This is a genomic window from Niveispirillum fermenti (genome assembly GCF_048066175.1).
GTDB lineage: Bacteria > Pseudomonadota > Alphaproteobacteria > Azospirillales > Azospirillaceae > Niveispirillum > Niveispirillum fermenti.
Window position 1 is genome coordinate 137,362 of sequence record NZ_JBLTXA010000001.1, and the last position, 18,155, is coordinate 155,516.

Consider the following 18,155-nt stretch of genomic DNA (forward strand, 5'->3'; position numbering starts at 1 on the left):
ATCCCGTCGGCCCTCATCATCCCTGCGCGCTGCGGGCCAGGATGTCGGCCAGCCTTTCGCGCAGCGCGCGCATCTCCGTCGTCACCTCTGTCGCCCGTTCCCCCAGTTCATGGGCCAGTGTCCTTGTTTCACTGGCATCGGCGGCGACGGTGCGGATACGGTCGAAGACCTCCACCGTACCGCCCGCAGCACTGGCGGCACTGGCACTGATGCTCTCCGTGGCGCTGCCTTGCTCGGTCACCGCGGCGCTGATCGTGCCGGCGATCTCGTCGATGCGGGCGATGACGGCGTGCAACTGGTGGATATCGCCGATCACGCGCTCGGTCGCCCGCTGAACGGCCGTGATCTGCGAGGTGATCTCCTCCGTCGCCTGGCCCGTCTGGTTGGACAGGTTCTTCACCTCGGCCGCAACGATGGCAAAGCCCCGCCCCGCTTCGCCGGCGCGGGCCGCCTCGATCGTGGCGTTCAGCGCCAGCAGGTTCGTCTGGCCGGAAATATCACCGATCAGTTGCGCGGCCCGGCCGATATTCTGGGCGGCGTCGGCAAGCTGGTTCACCATGGCGCGGGTCTGCCCGCCCCGCTGCACCGCGTCATGGACCATGTCGGCGACCTCCGTCACCTGCCGCCCGATCTCGCGCGAAGCGGTGGCAAGCTGCTCGGTGGCGGCGGCGACCGTCTGGACATTGCTGGTCGCCTCCTGCGCGGCACCGGCCACACCGTCGGACTGCTCGCCGGTGCGGGTGGCGGCGCCGGTCATGCGGTCGGCCATGGCGGCGATGCCCGCTGCCTGCTGCAGCACGGCCTCCACCCGGCGGGTCATCTCCTGTTCCAGGGCTTCGGCCAGGCTGCCCAGCCGGTCGGCCATCTCCTGCTTGTGCAGACGCTCCCGCTCCCGGTCTTCCGCTTTAAGGCGGTCCATTTCCTCCGCATTCACACGGAAAACGTCGATGGCGCGCGCCATGTCGCCGATTTCGTCATGGCGCGCCGTGCCGGGGATGAAGCTCAGCCTCTCGCCGCGCGCCAGCCCTTCCATGGCCTGCTCGATCCGGGCCAGCGGCCGGGTGATGGACCGCACCAGCAGCAGCGACAGGCCACAGAACAGGGCCACCAGAATCCCGCCAATCGCCATGGTCAGGCGCTGTGTTTGCGTGCGGATCGCGGTTTCAGCGCGCCGCGCCTCCGTCAGCCCGGCGCGGGTATAGGTGAAAAGCCCGTCGATCAGGGGAGCGGTCTCGGCGAACACGCCGGTAAATTCCCTGATGGCATCGGCCTGACGCCCCGTGGCCTCGGCCAGGGCGACCATGTCCTGCCGGTACTGGCGCGACAGGGTGTCGATCGTGTCCTTCGTCTCCTGATCAAACTGGGTCTCAGGCACGAAGAATGAAAATTCATTGTAGGCCTTGCGATGCTGGCCCAGATACCGTTCCTCCCCCGTCAGAAGGAAGGATTTCTCGGCGTTGCGCATTTCGGCCATGCCGATGAACAGGGAAGCCGCCATGGTCGCCGGCCATTTCTTCAACTCCCCCTCCGCCGCCGCCACGGACCGGACCATCTGCCCGCGCAGCCCGTCCTCGTCGGTGAAGCCCACGGCGCGGGTGGCCTCGTCCACCTTGGCGAAGGCATCGCCCAACAGGCCCAGCTTGGCGGTCAGCGTTGCGATCGTGTCGGCCTGATCGGCCGCGGCTGCGTGCGCCGTCAGGTCGGCCACGGCCGTCTCCACCTCCCCCAAGGTGGACAGAAACGCCACCCCCGCGGCGGGATCACGCTCCCGCAGGAAACGGGTGGCGTGAAGCTGCAAGGCCGTGGTGCGGCGGTTCAGGTCGGCCGCCGTTTCCGCGAAGCCCGACAGGGCCGTCATGCGGCCCGTCGCCTCTTCCCGTCTTGCATCGCCCAACAGGAACAAGCCCGCCGTCATCAGGACGGTCAGCAGGGCGGCTCCCACCAGGAAGCCGATGCGGGTGGAAATGGAAAGCCGGGCAAGCCAGCCGCCCTCCCCCGTCAGCCCATCGGCACCCACGCCGATGCGGGCAAGCCATGCCTGCCCGAACCAGCCGGATCGCGCCCCGCCATCGGATGGCATCTCGTGCGAGGCCTGGGCGCGGTCGTTTGTCAGCGTCAGTTCCGTCATGCGGCACATCCGGATGTTGGGGTTTGTCTAAAATTGTCGACAGTCCAGAGACCCGAAACCCCCAACAGACCCCGGCTGCCGCCGAGTACCTTGGGGGTATGCCGAATGACTTAAGGAACGATTGGTAAAGGCTTTGTCGCAGTTCGATGAAGTTTGCGTGACAGTGGCCGTTCCAGGGCCGCCGCCAACCCCGTCCGATGGGACCGGCGCCGGTGATATTTGTAAGCGGGCGGGGGGCTTGCTATGCTCGCCGACGAATTCCGCAACGAAACATCGGGGATCATGGGGATACTCACACCGGACCTTCTGATCCGCGCCTATGCCGGCGGGGTGTTCCCCATGGCCGAAAGCGCGTATGCGGACGACCTTCTCTGGTTCGATCCGCCGTTCCGCGGGGTGCTGCCGCTGGATGGGTTCCATGTGCCGCGCCGGCTGCGCAAGACGATCCGGCATTTCCCCTTCGATGTGCGCGTGGACAGTGATTTCCGGGCCACCATGCGCCATTGCGCCGAACCGGCACCCGACCGGCCGCAGACCTGGATCAATACCGATATCCTGGAGGCCTACTGCCAGCTTCACGCCATGGGCCATGCCCACAGCGTGGAATGCTGGCAGGACGGAACCATGGTCGGGGGGCTGTATGGCGTTTCCCTGGGGGGTGCCTTTTTTGGGGAGAGCATGTTTTCCCGTGCCACCGACGCCAGCAAGGTGGCGCTGGTGCATCTGGTGGCGCGGCTGTCGGCCGGCGGCTTCCTGCTGCTGGATACGCAGTTCCTGACCGGGCACCTGTCGCAATTCGGCGCACGGGAAATACCCCGGCACCGTTATCGCGCGCAACTATCCAAGGCTTTGGCCCGGAACGCCGAATTTCACTGTCTGGAGGATGAGCGGGCGCTGGTCGGCACCTTCTTGCAATCCTTGACCCAGACGTCATAGACCGGGTGTTCCATCGCCGACAGGGCCGGGCTGGATGCGAACATCCAGCCATTGAACACGGCCACCTCACCCCCGTCCGGCCGCTGCTCCTGCACATTCAGGAAAGCCGCCGATTCCGGGGGATCGATGGGGGGTGCCTTGCGGCAGGCCTCGACCCGGATGGACAATTGGCCGAACCGCACCACCTCACCCACCTTGGCTTCGAAGGTGGAGGTGCGGGCCGTCACCTTGTCCAGCCCCTGCAGCAATGCGACCGGCATGGGATCAAAACTGCGCTCCGGCGGTGGCGGGGGCGCGGGGCGCTGTACGGCACCCGGCAGGGAAGACGCCTGTCCCTCGTCCAGCGCCGGCTCCCCGGCAGGTACCTGTTCCTGCGCGCGAACCGCGGGCACAATTGCCAGCAGCATCAGACACAGCGACGAAAGACGGAAACGGGTCTGGATGGGTTTCACGGGAGGGCATCCACTGGCCGACAGGGCGTCCTTGAGAGAAAAGCGGCCATTTCGGGCGGTTTCAAGGCCGCCCGCGAAATCACATGGGCGGCAGCGGCGTTTGTCCGGCCGCGGGTGGGGCACCGGCATCACCGCCACTGGCGCCACCGCCTCCCGTCGAACTGAAAATGAAGCGGCCCAGCAACTCCTCCAGGTTCACGGCACTCTGCGTATATTCGATCATGTCGCCAGGCTTCAGCCAGTCATCCTCCCCACCCGGATCAAGCTGGAGATAGCGACCGCCCAGCAGGCTTTCGCTGGCGATCGATGCCGAGGTGTCGCGCGGAAGCTGGACATTGCTGTCGATCTCCATGCGGATGACCGCCTGATAGGTCTGTTTGTCCAGATATTGCTGGGTGACGGTGCCAACCTTGACGCCGGAGATACGGACATCGGCACCGGCCGAAAGGCCGCCCGTGCTGCTGAACCGCGCCTCCAGCGGATAACCGGAGATGGCCCGTACACTGCTGCTCGTATAGGCGAAGAACAGGAAGAAGCCGGCAACCAGAAGGACGACGGCACCCAGCACTGTTTCGATCACGTTCCTGCGCATGGACAGTTCAGCTCCCTGACGGGCCCGTGGTGAATGACCGGGCCGGACCTTCCCTCAAACACACATGCCTTAAACACACATGGCGGCGCTTTCGTGGCGCCGCCATGGGCCTGCTCCCAAAGATAGGGATGATCAGTTCGGTGTCCAGGCCTGGTAATCGCCCGTGGCCTTGTCGCGCTGGCCGCCGGCAAACAGATGGCCCGGCGGACGATAGGCCTGCACCGTGCCCGTGGGGTTGGGCTGATGCGGCTTCTGCCAGGGCTTGTGGAAACCGCTCCCCTCCGGCAGGGGCGCATCCATGTTGTAATGCAGCCAGCCATGCCATTCCGGCGTCACCTTCGTCGCCTCCGGTGCGCCCTTGTACAGCACCCAGCGGCGGGCCTTCATGCCCCGGCGGGCCTTCTTTTCCTCGAAATAGCGGTTCCCGGCGGCATCGCTGCCAACCTGCCGTCCGACACGCCAAACCAGAATATTGATCTGGATATTGGCCATCCATGTGGCCAGGGAGAACTTCTCGCTCATGACTTTTCCGTGATGCAGCACGAGGAACGGCGGCGACTATGCACCGCCGCCGCAACAAAATCCACCCCCACGGTGGAAGGCGGACCTGCGCCCCCCGCGGGGCCGTATCAAGATGCCGGCGCGACCAGTTGCACGGGAAAGTCACGCGCCAGCGCCCTCAGCCATCCGTGCCCCGCCCGCGCAGCCGGTCCGCCGCGCGCCCGAAACGGCCGGTATGGTGGCGGATCTCCCAGGCCGCAATGCCAAGGCCCGCGGCCGCCAGCGGCAGCACGTAATAGAAGAAGCGATAGGCCAGCAGGGCGCCCAGGATGGCGCTGGCTGCGTCATGGTGGGCAAGACCGAGCAGGATGATGCTCTCGAACACCCCCAGCCCGCCGGGCACATGGCTGAAGATGGCAACGATCAGCGCCGCGCAATAGAGCGCCACGAAGGATGTATAGGGAACCTGGACTTCCGTCGGCAGCAGCATCCACAGCACGCCGGCCGCCAGCACCAGTTCGGCCGACGCGATGGTGATCTGCGAGACCACGCCACCCCAACTGGGCAGTTGAATGGACCAGCGCCCGAACCGCACGGGCTTGTGCGTCACCGCCGTGATGACGCAGACGGCCAGCAGGCCCAACAACATGGCCGCCCCGGCCGCCTGCACCGCGATTTCCGGCACGTTCAGCAACAAGGACACCGGCTCCGGCCCCACGATCATGCCGACGGCCCCCGTGAAGGTCAGCCCCAGTGTGAAGGTGGTGGTCGAGAAGACGACGATCTTGGCCACGTCGGCCGGTGACAGGCCGGCCTTGCCATAGGCGCGCAGCCGGACCCCGGCTCCACTGATCACCGCCCAGCCGACATTGTTGGAAATGGCATAGCCGCAGGAGGCCGCGAAGGCCGTGGTCGCGTAGGGCACCTTGCGCCGCAGATAGATCTGTGCCGACAGGTCGTACAGCGTCAGGACCCAATAGGCCCCTATCGTCAGCGCCATGGCCTGCAGGACCTTCGACAAGGGCAGGTCCGTCAGATAGAGCCAGACCTCGGCGAAATCGATTTCCTTGATCACATGCTCCACGGCGACGGCCAGCAGCACGACCAGGAACATGATGGTGGCGACGCCCAGCAAAGCCTTGTAATGCCGGATCAGCCAACCACGAACGGCGGCGGCCCTTGCGGGTTTCGATGAAGCGGGCGTCTGTTCGGGATCGGGAAGTCGGGTCATTCAGGAATGCAACACGCGAAACGAGACCGGCCACAGCGGCGGGCGCACCCTGCCACCATTACAAACGGAAAGAAACCCCCAGGCCGGTGCCAACGCCCCGCGGAAGCAGAACCTCTCCCATTGCACCTGGGAGATTGGGGGGGCGGGCGACTCAGACAAGGCGCGGAACAGGAAAATCCAGCGATGCCGCCGCTTCCGGCCCCCAAAAAGGGGGATTCCGCCCCACCACCCGCGTCAACACAATAAGCTGTATATGCTTTTGAAATAGCCAACAAAATATGGTTGCCGGGCCTTCCCCTGTGGCCTAGCCTTCCGGCCGTCACCATATATAGCGGCGCTGCTGCCTGTCCGTCATGACGCACGGCCGGCACGCACGACCCGCCGCCTTGTTTGGGAAAGGCTTGGACCATGCGCATCGAACGCCGTTTCACCGTTGAAGGCCAGGACGCCTATGCCGGCATCCCGTTCCGCCAGGCGACGAGCGAGATTCGCAATCCCGACGGTTCCACGGTCTTCCAGGCCAGGGATATCGAGGTTCCGGCCGAATGGAGCCAGGTGGCCTGCGACATCCTGGCCCAGAAATATTTCCGCCGGGCTGGCGTGCCTGCGGCCCTAAAAAAGGTGGAAGAACACAGCGTCCCCCCCTTCCTGTGGCGCCATGTCGCGGATGAGAAGGCGCTGTCCGGGCTGCCCGCGCAGGAGCGGACGGGGGCGGAAACCTCCGCCCGGCAGGTTTTCGACCGTCTGGCCGGCACCTGGGCCTATTGGGGCTGGAAGGGCGGCTATTTCGAGTCGGAAGCCGATGCCGCCGCGTTCCATGACGAGATGCGCTTCATGCTGGCCCGCCAGATGGCGGCACCCAACAGTCCGCAATGGTTCAATACCGGCCTGTCCTGGGCCTATGGTATCGACGGGCCCAGCCAGGGCCATTTCCATGTCGATCCGGCAACCGGGGAGGTCGTTGCCTCTGCGTCAGCCTATGAGCGGCCACAGCCCCATGCCTGTTTCATCCAGTCGGTCGCGGATGATCTGGTGAACGAAGGCGGCATCATGGACCTGTGGGTGCGCGAGGCGCGCCTGTTCAAGTACGGGTCCGGCACGGGCACCAATTTCTCCCGCCTGCGCGGAGAGAACGAGAAACTGTCCGGCGGTGGCAAGTCGTCCGGCCTGATGAGCTTTCTCAAGATCGGCGACCGGGCGGCCGGCGCCATCAAGTCCGGTGGCACGACGCGCCGGGCCGCCAAGATGGTGACGGTCGATCTCGACCATCCCGACATCGAAGCCTATATCGACTGGAAGGTCGTTGAGGAGCAGAAGGTCACCGCCCTGGTGACCGGTTCCAAGCAGGTTTCCCGCCATCTGAACATGATCATGGCGGCCTGCAACGAAGGTATGGGCACCGATGCGGACCGGCTGGACCCGCTGACGAACCGGGCCCTGAAACGCGCCATTGTGGCCGCCCGCCGCGACCTGGTCCCGGAAAACTACATCCAGCGGGCCATCCAGCTTGCCGGCCAGGGCTATGCCGGGATCGATATCCGCACCTTCGACACCGATTGGGATTCGGAAGCCTATCTGACGGTCAGCGGCCAGAATTCCAATAATTCCGTGCGCGTGCCCAATGCCTTCCTGGAGGCTGTGGAAAGTGACGGCCCCTGGAACCTGATCCGCCGCACGGATGGCAAGGTTGCCGGCACGCTGCGCGCCCGCGAATTGTGGGACAAGATCGGCTATGCCGCCTGGCAGTCGGCCGATCCGGGCGTACAGTTCGATACGACCATCAATGAATGGCACACCTGCCCCGCGTCCGGTCGCATCAATGCGTCGAACCCGTGCAGCGAATATATGTTCCTGGACGACACGGCGTGCAATCTGGCGTCCCTGAACCTTATGGAATTCCGCCAGCCCGACGGTCGGTTCGACATCGATGCCTTCACCCACGCCTGCCGGCTGTGGACGCTGGTGCTGGAAATCTCCGTGGCCATGGCGCAGTTCCCGTCGCGGGAGATCGCGCGTCTTTCCTATGATTTCCGGACGCTGGGCCTTGGCTATGCCAATCTTGGCGGTCTGCTGATGGCAGCCGGCCTGCCCTATGACAGTGTGCCGGGGCGGGCGCTGGCCGCGGCCATCACCGCATTGATGACCGGCGTGGCCTATGCGACCTCCGCCGAGATGGCGCGCGAGTTGGGGCCCTTCCCCGGCTTCGCCGCCAACCGGCAACCGATGCTGCGCGTGATTGCCAACCATCGCCGCGCCGCCCATGGCGCACGGACGGGCTATGAGGGGCTGTCGGTGGCACCCGTGCCGCTGGTCGCGGACGAATGTCCCGACGCGAACCTGGTCGATGCCGCCCGTCGCGCCTGGGATGCAGCACTTGCCATGGGACGCGACCATGGCTATCGCAACGCGCAGGCCACCGTCATCGCACCGACAGGCACCATCGGCCTGGTCATGGATTGCGACACGACGGGCATCGAACCCGACTTCGCCCTTGTGAAATTCAAGAAGCTGGCCGGTGGCGGCTATTTCAAGATCATCAACCGCGTTGTGCCGGAGGCTTTGTCACGGCTGGGCTATGACGATACCGCAATTGCCCGGATCGAGCGCTATGCCGTGGGGCATGGCACGCTGGTGGGGGCGCCTTGCATCACCCATGACCGGCTGCGCCGTCTGGGCTTTGGCGACGAACAGATCGACGCTGTGGAATCCGCCCTGGAATCCGCCTTCGACATCAAGTTCGTCTTCAACAAATGGACGCTGGGTGCCGATTTCTGCACACGCACCCTGGGCATACCGGGCGATCTGCTGGAGATGCCGGGCTTCGACCTGCTGGCGCATCTGGGTTTCACCCGCAAGGAGATCGAGGCGGCCAACGTCCATGTCGCCGGCGCCATGACGCTGGAAGGCGCGCCGGGCCTGCGGGATGAACATCTGCCCGTGTTCGACTGCGCCAGCCCCTGTGGGCGGATCGGCACGCGCTTCCTGTCGGCGGAGGCGCATATCCGCATGATGGCCGCAGCCCAGCCTTTCATCTCGGGCGCCATCTCCAAAACCATCAACATGCCCAACGGCGCCACGGTGGCGGCCTGCACGGATGCCTACATGCTGTCATGGCGCCTGGGGCTGAAGGCCAACGCGCTCTATCGCGACGGTTCCAAACTGTCCCAGCCCCTGAACGCACAGGTGCTGGAGGATGAAGAGGAGACGTTGTCCGAGGATGACCAGACCCTGCTGGAGCGCGTGGTGGAGGCGCCCGCCGCCGCCCGCGTTCCCCTGGTGGCTGAACGGGTCGTGGAAAAGGTCGTCGAGCGCGTCGTGGAAAGGGTGGTGCGCAACGACGGGCGGGAAAAGCTGCCGCAGCGGCGCAAGGGCTATACCCAGAAGGCCATGGTGGGCGGTCACAAGGTCTATCTGCGCACGGGCGAGTACGAGGATGGCCGCCTGGGAGAGATTTTCATCGACATGCACAAGGAAGGCGCGGCCTTCCGGTCGATGATGAACAATTTCGCCATCGCCATCTCGCTGGGTCTGCAATATGGCGTGCCGCTGGAAGAATATGTCGAGGCCTTCACCTTCACCCGGTTCGAGCCGTCGGGCATGGTGCAGGGCAACGATGCCATCAAGATGTCGACCAGCATCCTGGATTATGTGTTCCGCGAACTGGCCATCTCCTATCTCGGCCGCAACGATCTGGCCCACGCCACGCCAGAGGATCTGCTGCCCGACACGATGGGACGGGGCGACGCACAGGCGGATCTGGCCGGCATGCCGGAAGCCGCCAACACGGCCCCCGAATTGCCCGACCATGCGGCGCGCATGACGCAGGAGACGCTGGCCGCCGTGGCCCGCATCGCCTCCACCGGCTATATGCGCTCCAACCTGCGTGTCGTGCCCGGCGGGCAGCAGGGCCGGGTCGTGGCGGGGTTCCAGCAGGCGACCACGGGCTATGCCGCCACGGGCACCGACGCGCCGTCGGCCTTCGCCGGGGGGGCGGTCCATGCCGACAGCCTGTCCAGCACCGCCCTGCGCGGCGGCACGGTGGGCCGGCACGATGCACGGTTTGAGCGCATGAAGGAAGCCCGCGCCCGCGGCTATGAGGGCGATCCCTGCCCGGAATGCGGCAACATGACCCTGGTGCGCAATGGCACCTGCCTGAAATGCGACACTTGCGGCGGGACGACGGGGTGTAGCTGAGCCCGAAGTCCAGAGGGAGGGCCTTCAGGCCACCTTCAGCCCGGCGAGATACGCCTCGTGGGTCGGCATGCTCCCGGCGGCCTGAAGGATGCGGGCACGCATCGTCGCCATCCGCTCCCGCATGGCGGGCAGCGGGTGCAAATCGACCAGCGGGTCATGGCTTTCCGGCATGATCCCCTGCCCCAGCATCACGGCGATCCAGCTTGTATCCGTGAACAGCGCCCGGGCGCGGGTGGAAACCCGGCCGTTACGCCGGAACAGCTCGATACGGGATTTCAGGCTATCGGGGATATCCATGGTCCGGCAATGGTCCCAGAAGGCACTGTCGGACCGTTCCGTCGCATGATAGTGCAGGATCAGGAAATCGCGCACAGCCTCGAATTCCGCCTGTGCCAGCGCATTATATTCGGCGACTGCCACCGGATCGATCTGCCGTCCGGGAAAGAAATCCAGCAGCTTGGACAGGCCCGTCTGGATCAGGTGGATCGATGTGCTTTCCAGCGGTTCCAGAAAGCCGGATGCCAGCCCCAGCGACAGGCAGTTTCCAACCCAGGCCTGCTTGCGCCGGCCGGTGACGAAGCGCAGCAGCCTCGGCTCCGCCAGGACCTTTCCGTCGACATGGGACAGCAAGGTGGCCCTCGCCTGCTCCTCCCCCATGAAATGGCTGCTGAAGACATAACCGTTGCCCACGCGGTGGCGCAGCGGGATACGCCATTGCCAGCCGGCCGGCCGTGCCGTGGAGCGGGTGAAGGGCGGGATGCGCCCGTCCCCGGAGGTCGGAACGGCCCAGGCCCTGTCACAGGGCAGCCATTGGCTCCAGTCCTCATATCCCGTCCGCAGGGCCTTTTCGATCAGCAGACCGGAAAAGCCTGTGCAATCGATGAAGAAATCGGCCTCCAGCCGCTCCCCGCCGTCGCAGATGACGGCCTGCACGAAGCCGTCATGCCCGCGTAATGCGACATCGACGATCTTGCGGTCCAGCCGCTCCACCCCCAGCCGTTCCGCGTAGCGACGCAGATAATCGGCGTAAAGAGCAGCATCGAAATGATAGGCCGAGCGGATGGTGGAGGCGATGGACCGTTCATCCGCTACCGGACCGGTATAACGGCCCAGTCTGGCCATGACATTGCACAGGGCATAATCCTCGATATCCCCGCCTTCCCCCTCCTGCCGCAACCGCAGCCAGTATTGATGGGTGTGGGTGGCATCCAGGGTCAGCCCATGGATGCCGAAAGGATGGAAGTAGCGATGACCCGCGCGCGTCCAGTCACAGAACTCGATGCCAAGCTTGTAGGTGCCCTGGGTGAAGGTCAGGAAATCCGCCTCATCCAGGCCCAGCATCCGGTTGAAGGTCTTGATGGGCGGGATGGTGGCCTCCCCGACGCCGACGGTGCCGACAGCGCTGCTTTCCACCAGCCGGACCCGTACCTGTCGGCCCACGGCACGGGCCAGTGCCGCCGCCGCCATCCATCCGGCCGTACCGCCACCCACGACCAGGATGCTGCCCGGAAGATTTCCGGCCATGATCTCTGTCCCCCTAATACTATTTTGCGGTAATCAGAACCTATTGGTTCTGGTCACCGCCCTCAAATGCCGGCGCCAACATACGTTGGCTTGGCTCCGCCGCACGAGCGGCGCGGCGGCGGTCGCCACCGAACCAACTTGCGATGAGTTCTACTCATCGCAAGTTGGTATAACCAGCTGCCAAACAACAACCAGGCCAGGATTGGAAACCGCTCCAACCTGGCCTGGTGTCATGCTTGAGGCGCTCCACACGCGAAGATGACGGGGCACCGTGCCTGCTTCCCTTGTGATGGAAGGCAGGCACGGCCCTCGTTTCCCCGCATGCGGGCGCCGGCGCCGTTTCCCGACTAGCCGCCCAGCTTGAACCGGACGCCCGCCATGATGCGCTGCGAACCGGAGGCATAGGTGAAGGGCAGATTGTTGAACTGCAGATACTGGCTCTGATCTTCCTTGGTCAGGTTGATCCCTTCCAGCGTCAGACCGATCTGCTCGGTCACCTGATAGCCGATCTGGGCGTCCAACTGGCCGTAGGAGCGGTTCCAGATGCCCAGCGTCCGGTTCACCGCACCGTCGCCGAAGCCGAAATTGCCGGAGAAGGATTTCGACCGCCACGTATAGGACACACGCGCCTCAAGTCCGTGATCCTCGTAGTAAAGCTGACCGTTGAAGGCATGCTTGGAAACGCCCGGAATGGGCAGGCCCGTGTCGAAATCATTGAAGAGCGGCGACTTGCTGTCCGAATAGGTGTAGTTGACATTGAAGCCCACACCCCAGTCGAACGCATATTGACCACTCAGTTCGAAGCCCTTGATCCGGCCACCATCGCCGTTGATCGGGCGCTGGATGGGCACGTTGCGGCCACCGGCCTGATCCATGACGAATTCAGGCTTGGTTTCCGTGCCGATGAAGCTGTCCACCTCCTTCCAGAAGCCGACCGCCGACACCAGACCCTGGGTGCCGAAATAATATTCGTAGCCGACATCGAACTGCGAGGCGCGGAACGGATCGAGGTCGGGGTTGCCGGCCGAACCGTTCGTGGCCTCGAACAGGTCGGTGGTGGGGTTGCGTGTGAAGTCCACGCGGAACCCGCGGCCCAGATCGAACAGGTTCTGGCGGGCTACGACACGCGAGGCGGCGAAGCGCACCTTCTGCCCCTCGTCCAGGTCGAAAACCATGTTCAGGCTGGGCAGGATGTCGGTATAGGAACGCTCATTGGCGATCGTCTCGCTGTCACGCAGGACGCCGTTCCAGCTGTCCGTGCCCAGATAGACCGGATCGGGATCGGTGGCACGGTTCTGATACACGGTCAGCGTCGTGTGGATCAGCCGGGCGCCGACATTGATGTGATATCCGTCGCCGGCATCACCGACATCCGCCATCATGTAGCCGGAATGGGTTTCTTCCTTCACGCGGAAGCTTTCCAGCGGCTCCTCGTAATAGGCGAACGGCGTGTCCGGATAAAGGGCCTGGATCCACTTGGCGCCGTTCTTCATCTGGCCGCGATCCTGGACCAGGATCTTGCCGCCCACCATGTCACCGGAGGAGAAGAAGTTGTTGATCGTCTCCACACGACCACCCGCATTCGTGAAGGTCTGGAACGGCGTGATCAGAGGCGGGGAATTACCAAAGCGGTTGGTGCAGCCCGCCGGGATTCCGGGCGTGCCGGCCGGCAGTTCGCAGGACTTGTAGCCGATGGCGCCATCCTGGAAATAGCCGTAGGGCGTCCATTTCTGTCCGAACTTCGTGCCGTCCAGTTCACCCTTGCCGGAATAATCGGCCAGATAGCGGCCACGGCTGTAATCCACATCGCGGGACGCGAAGCGATAGCCGCCCGACAGCGTCACATTGCCGGCCCCGATGAATTCCGGCTCATACTCACCATCGGCGCGCAGGGAATAATTCTCCAGGTCCGCCCGGTCGCCGAACACCCAGTGCGACTTGAAGAAGCCGTAGGCCGGGTTGGTATAAAGATCCGGGATGCCGGGCAGCGAGAAGGAAGGCAGTTTCCCGTTACCGTTATTGTAGGAAAACAGATAGTTGGACGGCGCCGCGGGGTTGGCAGGCTGATGGCTGAACCCCGTGGGGCTGGTCGGATCGGCCGTCGGCACACCATAGGAGGTATAGCGCACATCGTTGTTAGCGCTGTCACTGAACAGGTCGGCCTTGGCATAGGCACCGCGGACGGAGCCCCGGAAATTGCCGCCATCATCGAACTTCAGCTTCAAGCCGAAATTGTCCGCCTTCACAGAGGAATTCTGGACATAGGAAATGGCTTCGGCCGAGTTGGCGATCAGGGTGCCGTTCAGCAGCACCCCGTTGCCATCGATCGAATAGGGCTTGGTGGCGTCCAGGCCCGGGCTTTCGATGGCGAACGGGAACTTCAGCGAGGCTTCAGAGGTCAGGATGTCCAGTTCGGAATGGAACCATTCGCCCGACAGTTCCACGCTGTCCGACAGGACAACGGCACCGGACAATGACCCGCCGATACGTTCGCGCGTCTGGTTGCGGTCGGTCGCGTACCGGTATTCGGGCGCATAGTAATTGGTCGGAACGGTTGCCTTGTCCCCACGTTCAGCGAAACGCCAATTACCGCGGTTCTGGCCGCCCAGCACGTCGGTCTGGGAATTCTGCTTGTCGTAGGAGAAGGTGCCGATGAAGGCGGCCTTGTCATCCCAGTTATAGCCGAAGGCTACGGCGCCCAGCGGCTTCCAGCCGCCATCGGCGCCGGTGGACTTGGCCGCGCGCACGTTGCCGGCCACGGTATAGCCGGGGTCCAGGACCAGCGGGTTGCGGGTCTTCAGGTTGATCGTGCCGCCCAGGCCGCCTTCCAGCAGGCGCGCATTGGGCGACTTGTAGACATCGACGCCGCCCAGCAATTCCGACGGCACACCCTCCAGGCTGTCTACTTCCCGCGTCTGGCCCTCGCCCAGGGTGAAGACCTCCAGGCCGGTCAGGAAGATCTCCTCGTTCAGCAAGGTGACGTTCTGGTCCAGACCGCGGATGCGCACGCGGGTGCCCTGACCATTGTTACGATCAATCTGCACACCGGAAAGACGCTGCAGGCTTTCCGCGATGTTCTGATCGGGGAACTTGCCCATATCTTCGGCGGTGATGGATTCAATGATCTCGTTTGCATTGCGCTTCGTCTGGAGCGCGCTGGCCAGCGAGGCCCGGAAGCCCGTGACGATGATCTCGTCCAGGGTCTGTTCACCCCCCGCGGCCGGGGCCGGCGCCTCTTGCGCCTGTGCCGGCAGGGCCGTGGCCAGCGCAATGGCGGCCACCCCGCCCAGATAGAATCCAAGCGCGTACTTTCTCGACATCTCTTTCCTCCCATAAGGGCATGAAGCCATTAAGGCATTTTGATTTATTTAATCTCCGGACGGAGATTCGACCAAAGGCGGGTCCATGCGAGGTTTCCTCCCCTGCGGCGTCGGGCGATTGGCCTTATCAGGTTGGTTTTCCGCCCGCCGTCACCATGAACAATGTTGACAGCGCAGTCAATAGGGTTTGATAACGCTGTCATTGCTGTGCGAATGATGACACAGAAGGGCATGGAGCGACAACATATGGCAGAAAATATGGAGTTTCTTCGCATGTGCAAAAGATTGCGCCTACCCCCGTAACCATGGCCGGGAGCAATTGACATCGCTGCCAATTTGATTTAGTCCTCAACAGGTAGAAACGGAAAAAAATTTGCAGTCCGTTGAAACTACTATCAGTTCTTGATAGCGGTAACCAATTTCCGCGCCCATGCGGTGCTTTTCGCGTTCTTCCGGTCAATTTTATGACAGCGTTAACAGAAAAGGGCCGGTTTTGATCGCCCATGACTTCCCGCTGGAGGAGAACAGTTTACCAGACTTATCGGGAGTTGAGCGTTGACAGTACGCTGAGATGATGTCATGTCATCTGACAACGATGTCAGATGACATGCGCCGGACAGGACGGCCAATGACCTGCCGGCCCATAACGAAGCAGATTGGGAGGAAGAAAGTGACGTCGAAGCGAACCGCGCGGCTTGGTCGCGCCCTGGGTCTTGTCAGCGCCTTTGCCTTGCTGGGCGGTCTCTCCGTTGGCCCGGCCCATGCCGCCGACGCCCCGGCATCGCAAGCCAGTCTGCTGCATCCGGAAAAATGGCCCAAGGGTGGTACGCCGCGCCTGATCGACCCTGCCATCGAAAAGAAGATCGACGCGCTGATGGCGCGTATGAGTTTGGAGGAGAAGGTCGGACAGACCATCCAGGGCGACATCTCCACCATCACGCCGGAAGATTTGCGCAAATATCCCCTGGGCTCCATCCTGGCCGGTGGCAATTCCGGCCCCTTCGGCGATGACCGCGCCCCACCCAAGGATTGGCTTGAAGCGGCCGACCAGTTCTATCGCGTTTCGATGGAGGAACGGCCGGGCCGCACGCCCATTCCCGTGATTTTCGGCGTCGACGCCGTGCATGGGCATGGCAATCTGGGGGCCGCCACCATCTTCCCGCACAATATCGCGCTGGGCGCCACGCGCGACCGCGATCTGCTGCGCCGCACGGGTGAGGTGACGGCCCGCGAAATGGCCGCCACCGGCATCGACTGGACCTTCGCCCCTGCCCTCTCCGTCGTTCGGGACGACCGCTGGGGCCGGTCTTATGAAGGATATTCGGAAGACCCGGAAATCGTGGCCGACTATGCCGGTGCCGTTGTCGAGGGCATTCAGGGTGTCATCGGGTCCAAGGATTTCATGAAAGCCGGCCGCACCGTCGCCACCGCCAAGCATTTCCTGGCCGATGGCGGAACCGAAGGGGGCCGTGACCAGGGTGACGCCCGGATCAGCGAGGACGAGCTGATCCGTCTGCACAATGCCGGCTACCCGCCGGCCATCGATGCGGGCGTCCTGACCATCATGACCAGCTTTTCTTCCTGGCAGGGCGTCAAGCATCACGGCAACAAGCAGTTGATGACCGATGTGCTGAAGGACCGGATGGGCTTCAACGGCTTCATCGTCGGCGACTGGAACGCCCATGATCAGGTGCCGGGCTGCACGAAGTACGATTGCCCCGCCTCGCTGATCGCCGGGCTGGACATGTACATGGCGGCCGATAGCTGGCAGAGGCTGTATGAGAACACGCTGGCCCAGGCAAAGGACGGGACCATTCCCATGGCTCGCCTGGATGATGCCGTGCGCCGCATCCTGCGCGTGAAATTCCATTCCGGCCTGTTCGACAAGCCGGCCCCGAAGGACCGCAAGGACGTGCCGCCCCTCAGCGAGCTGGGAAAGGCGGATAATCGGGCCGTCGCACGGGAGGCGGTCGCCAAGTCACTGGTTTTGCTGAAGAATCAGGGTGGCATCCTGCCCCTGTCGCCGGGTGCCCGCGTGCTTGTGGCCGGTGACGGGGCCGACAATATCGGCAAGCAGTCGGGCGGCTGGACCATTTCCTGGCAGGGCACCGGCAACCGCAATGACGAATTCCCCGGCGCCACCAGCATTCTGGGCGGCATCCGCGAAGTGGTCGGCCAGAATGGCGGCAAGGTCGAATATGACGTTGCCGGCAATTTCAAGACCCGGCCCGACGTGGCCATTGTGGTGTTCGGGGAGGAACCCTATGCGGAGTTCCAGGGGGATGTCGAAACGCTGGAATACCAGCCGGGCGACAAGTCAGACCTGGCCCTGCTGCGCCGGCTGAAGGCCCAGGGGATCCCCACCGTGGCCGTCTTCCTTTCGGGGCGGCCGCTGTGGGTCAATCCGGAAATCAATGCGTCGGACGCCTTTGTCGCGGCCTGGCTGCCGGGCAGCGAAGGTGGCGGTATCGCCGATGTGCTGTTCGCGGACAAGGCCGGCAAGGTCCGTCACGACTTCCATGGCAAGCTTTCCTTCTCCTGGCCGCGCACGGCGGCACAAACGCCCTTGAACCGTGGTGACGCCAATTACAATCCGCTGTTCGCCTACGGATTTGGCCTGACCTACAAGGACAAGGGCGATCTGGCCGCACTGCCGGAGGAATCCGGCGTGCCGGCGGAGGCGAGCGGCAATACCGGCATCTATTTCCGGGGCGGTCGCGCGCCGGCTCCCTGGTCGCTGGCCATCGGTGATCAGGTGGGCGATCTGCGCGTGACCACGACCAGCGGCACCAGTCCCGGCCAGGTGGTTGACCTGAAGTCGGTTGATGTTGCCGCGCAGGAGGATGCCAAACAACTGACCTGGAACGGCAGCGGCCTCGGCTCGCTGGTGATTTCCGGACGGCCAGTCGATCTTTCCCGCCAATCCAACGGCGATGTGACCTTGTCGTTGCGGTATCGCGTGGACCAGGTGCCCACCGGCACGGTGAACCTGACCATGGCGTGCGGCCCCGATTGCCGTGGCACGCTGGATGTCACCAAGCTGCTGGCAGGTGCCAAGCCGGGTGATTTCCACACCACCAAGATTTCCCTGAAATGCTTCGCCGCTGCGGGTGCGCAGATGGCGACCATCGAGGCACCCGTGGTGATCAGCACCGAGGGTCGGCTGGGCCTGACAGTCACCGACCTGAAGCTGGATGCCGATCCGGGCAACGCCGTCTGTCCCGGCGCGTGATTGCCGGGCAGACCCGTTTCGCCCCCAAACGGCACGGGATGGGGG

At 64.0% G+C, this 18,155-nt stretch carries 10 protein-coding genes; 3 read left to right on the top strand and 7 right to left on the bottom strand.

Going from position 1 to position 18,155, the window contains the following annotated elements; all coding sequences use genetic code 11:
* Window positions 1–16 precede the first annotated feature (16 nt).
* The gene (locus ACM9LZ_RS00585; RefSeq protein ID WP_416617392.1) at window positions 17–2,128 is read right to left on the bottom strand and encodes a methyl-accepting chemotaxis protein; all 2,112 of its coding nucleotides are present in this window, start codon (window positions 2,126–2,128) and stop codon (window positions 17–19) included.
* 282 nt (window positions 2,129–2,410) lie between these two features.
* Between ACM9LZ_RS00585 and aat the strand changes: the two genes are divergently transcribed.
* Window positions 2,411–3,064 (top strand): leucyl/phenylalanyl-tRNA--protein transferase, encoded by a 654-nt coding sequence (gene aat, locus ACM9LZ_RS00590; RefSeq protein ID WP_416617629.1) that lies wholly within the window; start codon window positions 2,411–2,413, stop codon window positions 3,062–3,064.
* On the opposite strand, the gene ACM9LZ_RS00595 is transcribed toward aat, so the two are convergent.
* The 4 genes from ACM9LZ_RS00595 to ACM9LZ_RS00610 all read right to left on the bottom strand — a co-directional run bounded on the left by ACM9LZ_RS00595 (window position 2,998) and on the right by ACM9LZ_RS00610 (window position 5,840).
* Window positions 2,998–3,516 (bottom strand): DUF2155 domain-containing protein, encoded by a 519-nt coding sequence (locus tag ACM9LZ_RS00595; RefSeq protein WP_416617393.1) that lies wholly within the window; start codon window positions 3,514–3,516, stop codon window positions 2,998–3,000. The genes aat and ACM9LZ_RS00595 overlap by 67 nt on opposite strands.
* Window positions 3,517–3,595: 79 nt before the next feature.
* Window positions 3,596–4,108 carry an outer membrane lipid asymmetry maintenance protein MlaD gene (gene mlaD / locus ACM9LZ_RS00600; protein WP_416617394.1) on the bottom strand — a complete coding sequence of 171 codons (513 nt, stop codon included), beginning with the start codon at window positions 4,106–4,108 and terminating at the stop codon, window positions 3,596–3,598.
* Window positions 4,109–4,240: 132 nt separating this feature from the next.
* Window positions 4,241–4,630, bottom strand: a complete 390-nt coding sequence (locus tag ACM9LZ_RS00605; RefSeq protein WP_416617395.1) for an NADH:ubiquinone oxidoreductase subunit NDUFA12 — start codon at window positions 4,628–4,630, stop codon at window positions 4,241–4,243.
* A gap of 157 nt (window positions 4,631–4,787) precedes the next feature.
* On the bottom strand, window positions 4,788–5,840 hold the full coding sequence (locus ACM9LZ_RS00610) for a putative bifunctional lysylphosphatidylglycerol flippase/synthetase (protein WP_416617396.1): 1,053 nt from the start codon (window positions 5,838–5,840) through the stop codon (window positions 4,788–4,790).
* A gap of 408 nt (window positions 5,841–6,248) precedes the next feature.
* On the opposite strand from ACM9LZ_RS00610, the gene ACM9LZ_RS00615 reads away from it, so the two are divergent.
* Window positions 6,249–10,034, top strand: a complete 3,786-nt coding sequence (locus ACM9LZ_RS00615; protein WP_416617397.1) for a vitamin B12-dependent ribonucleotide reductase — start codon at window positions 6,249–6,251, stop codon at window positions 10,032–10,034.
* A gap of 24 nt (window positions 10,035–10,058) precedes the next feature.
* Here the strand turns inward: ACM9LZ_RS00615 and ACM9LZ_RS00620 are convergent, their stop codons facing one another.
* Both ACM9LZ_RS00620 and ACM9LZ_RS00625 read right to left on the bottom strand, forming a co-directional pair.
* Complete coding sequence (locus tag ACM9LZ_RS00620; protein WP_416617398.1) at window positions 10,059–11,558, bottom strand: tryptophan halogenase family protein; 1,500 nt, start codon at window positions 11,556–11,558, stop codon at window positions 10,059–10,061.
* Between the two features lie 347 nt (window positions 11,559–11,905).
* Window positions 11,906–14,878: a TonB-dependent receptor gene (locus tag ACM9LZ_RS00625; protein ID WP_416617399.1), complete on the bottom strand. Its 2,973-nt coding sequence runs from the start codon at window positions 14,876–14,878 to the stop codon at window positions 11,906–11,908.
* A gap of 670 nt (window positions 14,879–15,548) precedes the next feature.
* Here ACM9LZ_RS00625 and ACM9LZ_RS00630 point away from each other — a divergent pair.
* A complete protein-coding gene (locus ACM9LZ_RS00630) occupies window positions 15,549–18,110 on the top strand; it encodes a glycoside hydrolase family 3 protein (RefSeq protein WP_416617400.1) in 2,562 nt (853 codons plus the stop codon).
* The last annotated feature ends 45 nt before the right edge of the window (window positions 18,111–18,155 follow it).

Bases quoted from the DNA above. Each gene is read 5' to 3' on its own strand.
- ACM9LZ_RS00585 (WP_416617392.1), bottom strand. From the start codon at position 2,128: ATGACGGAACTGACGCTGACAAACGACCGCGCCCAGGCCTCGCACGAG.
- aat (WP_416617629.1), top strand. From the start codon at position 2,411: ATGGGGATACTCACACCGGACCTTCTGATCCGCGCCTATGCCGGCGGG.
- mlaD (WP_416617394.1), bottom strand. From the start codon at position 4,108: ATGCGCAGGAACGTGATCGAAACAGTGCTGGGTGCCGTCGTCCTTCTG.
- ACM9LZ_RS00605 (WP_416617395.1), bottom strand. From the start codon at position 4,630: ATGAGCGAGAAGTTCTCCCTGGCCACATGGATGGCCAATATCCAGATC.
- ACM9LZ_RS00610 (WP_416617396.1), bottom strand. From the start codon at position 5,840: ATGACCCGACTTCCCGATCCCGAACAGACGCCCGCTTCATCGAAACCC.
- ACM9LZ_RS00615 (WP_416617397.1), top strand. From the start codon at position 6,249: ATGCGCATCGAACGCCGTTTCACCGTTGAAGGCCAGGACGCCTATGCC.
- ACM9LZ_RS00620 (WP_416617398.1), bottom strand. From the start codon at position 11,558: ATGGCCGGAAATCTTCCGGGCAGCATCCTGGTCGTGGGTGGCGGTACG.
- ACM9LZ_RS00625 (WP_416617399.1), bottom strand. From the start codon at position 14,878: ATGTCGAGAAAGTACGCGCTTGGATTCTATCTGGGCGGGGTGGCCGCC.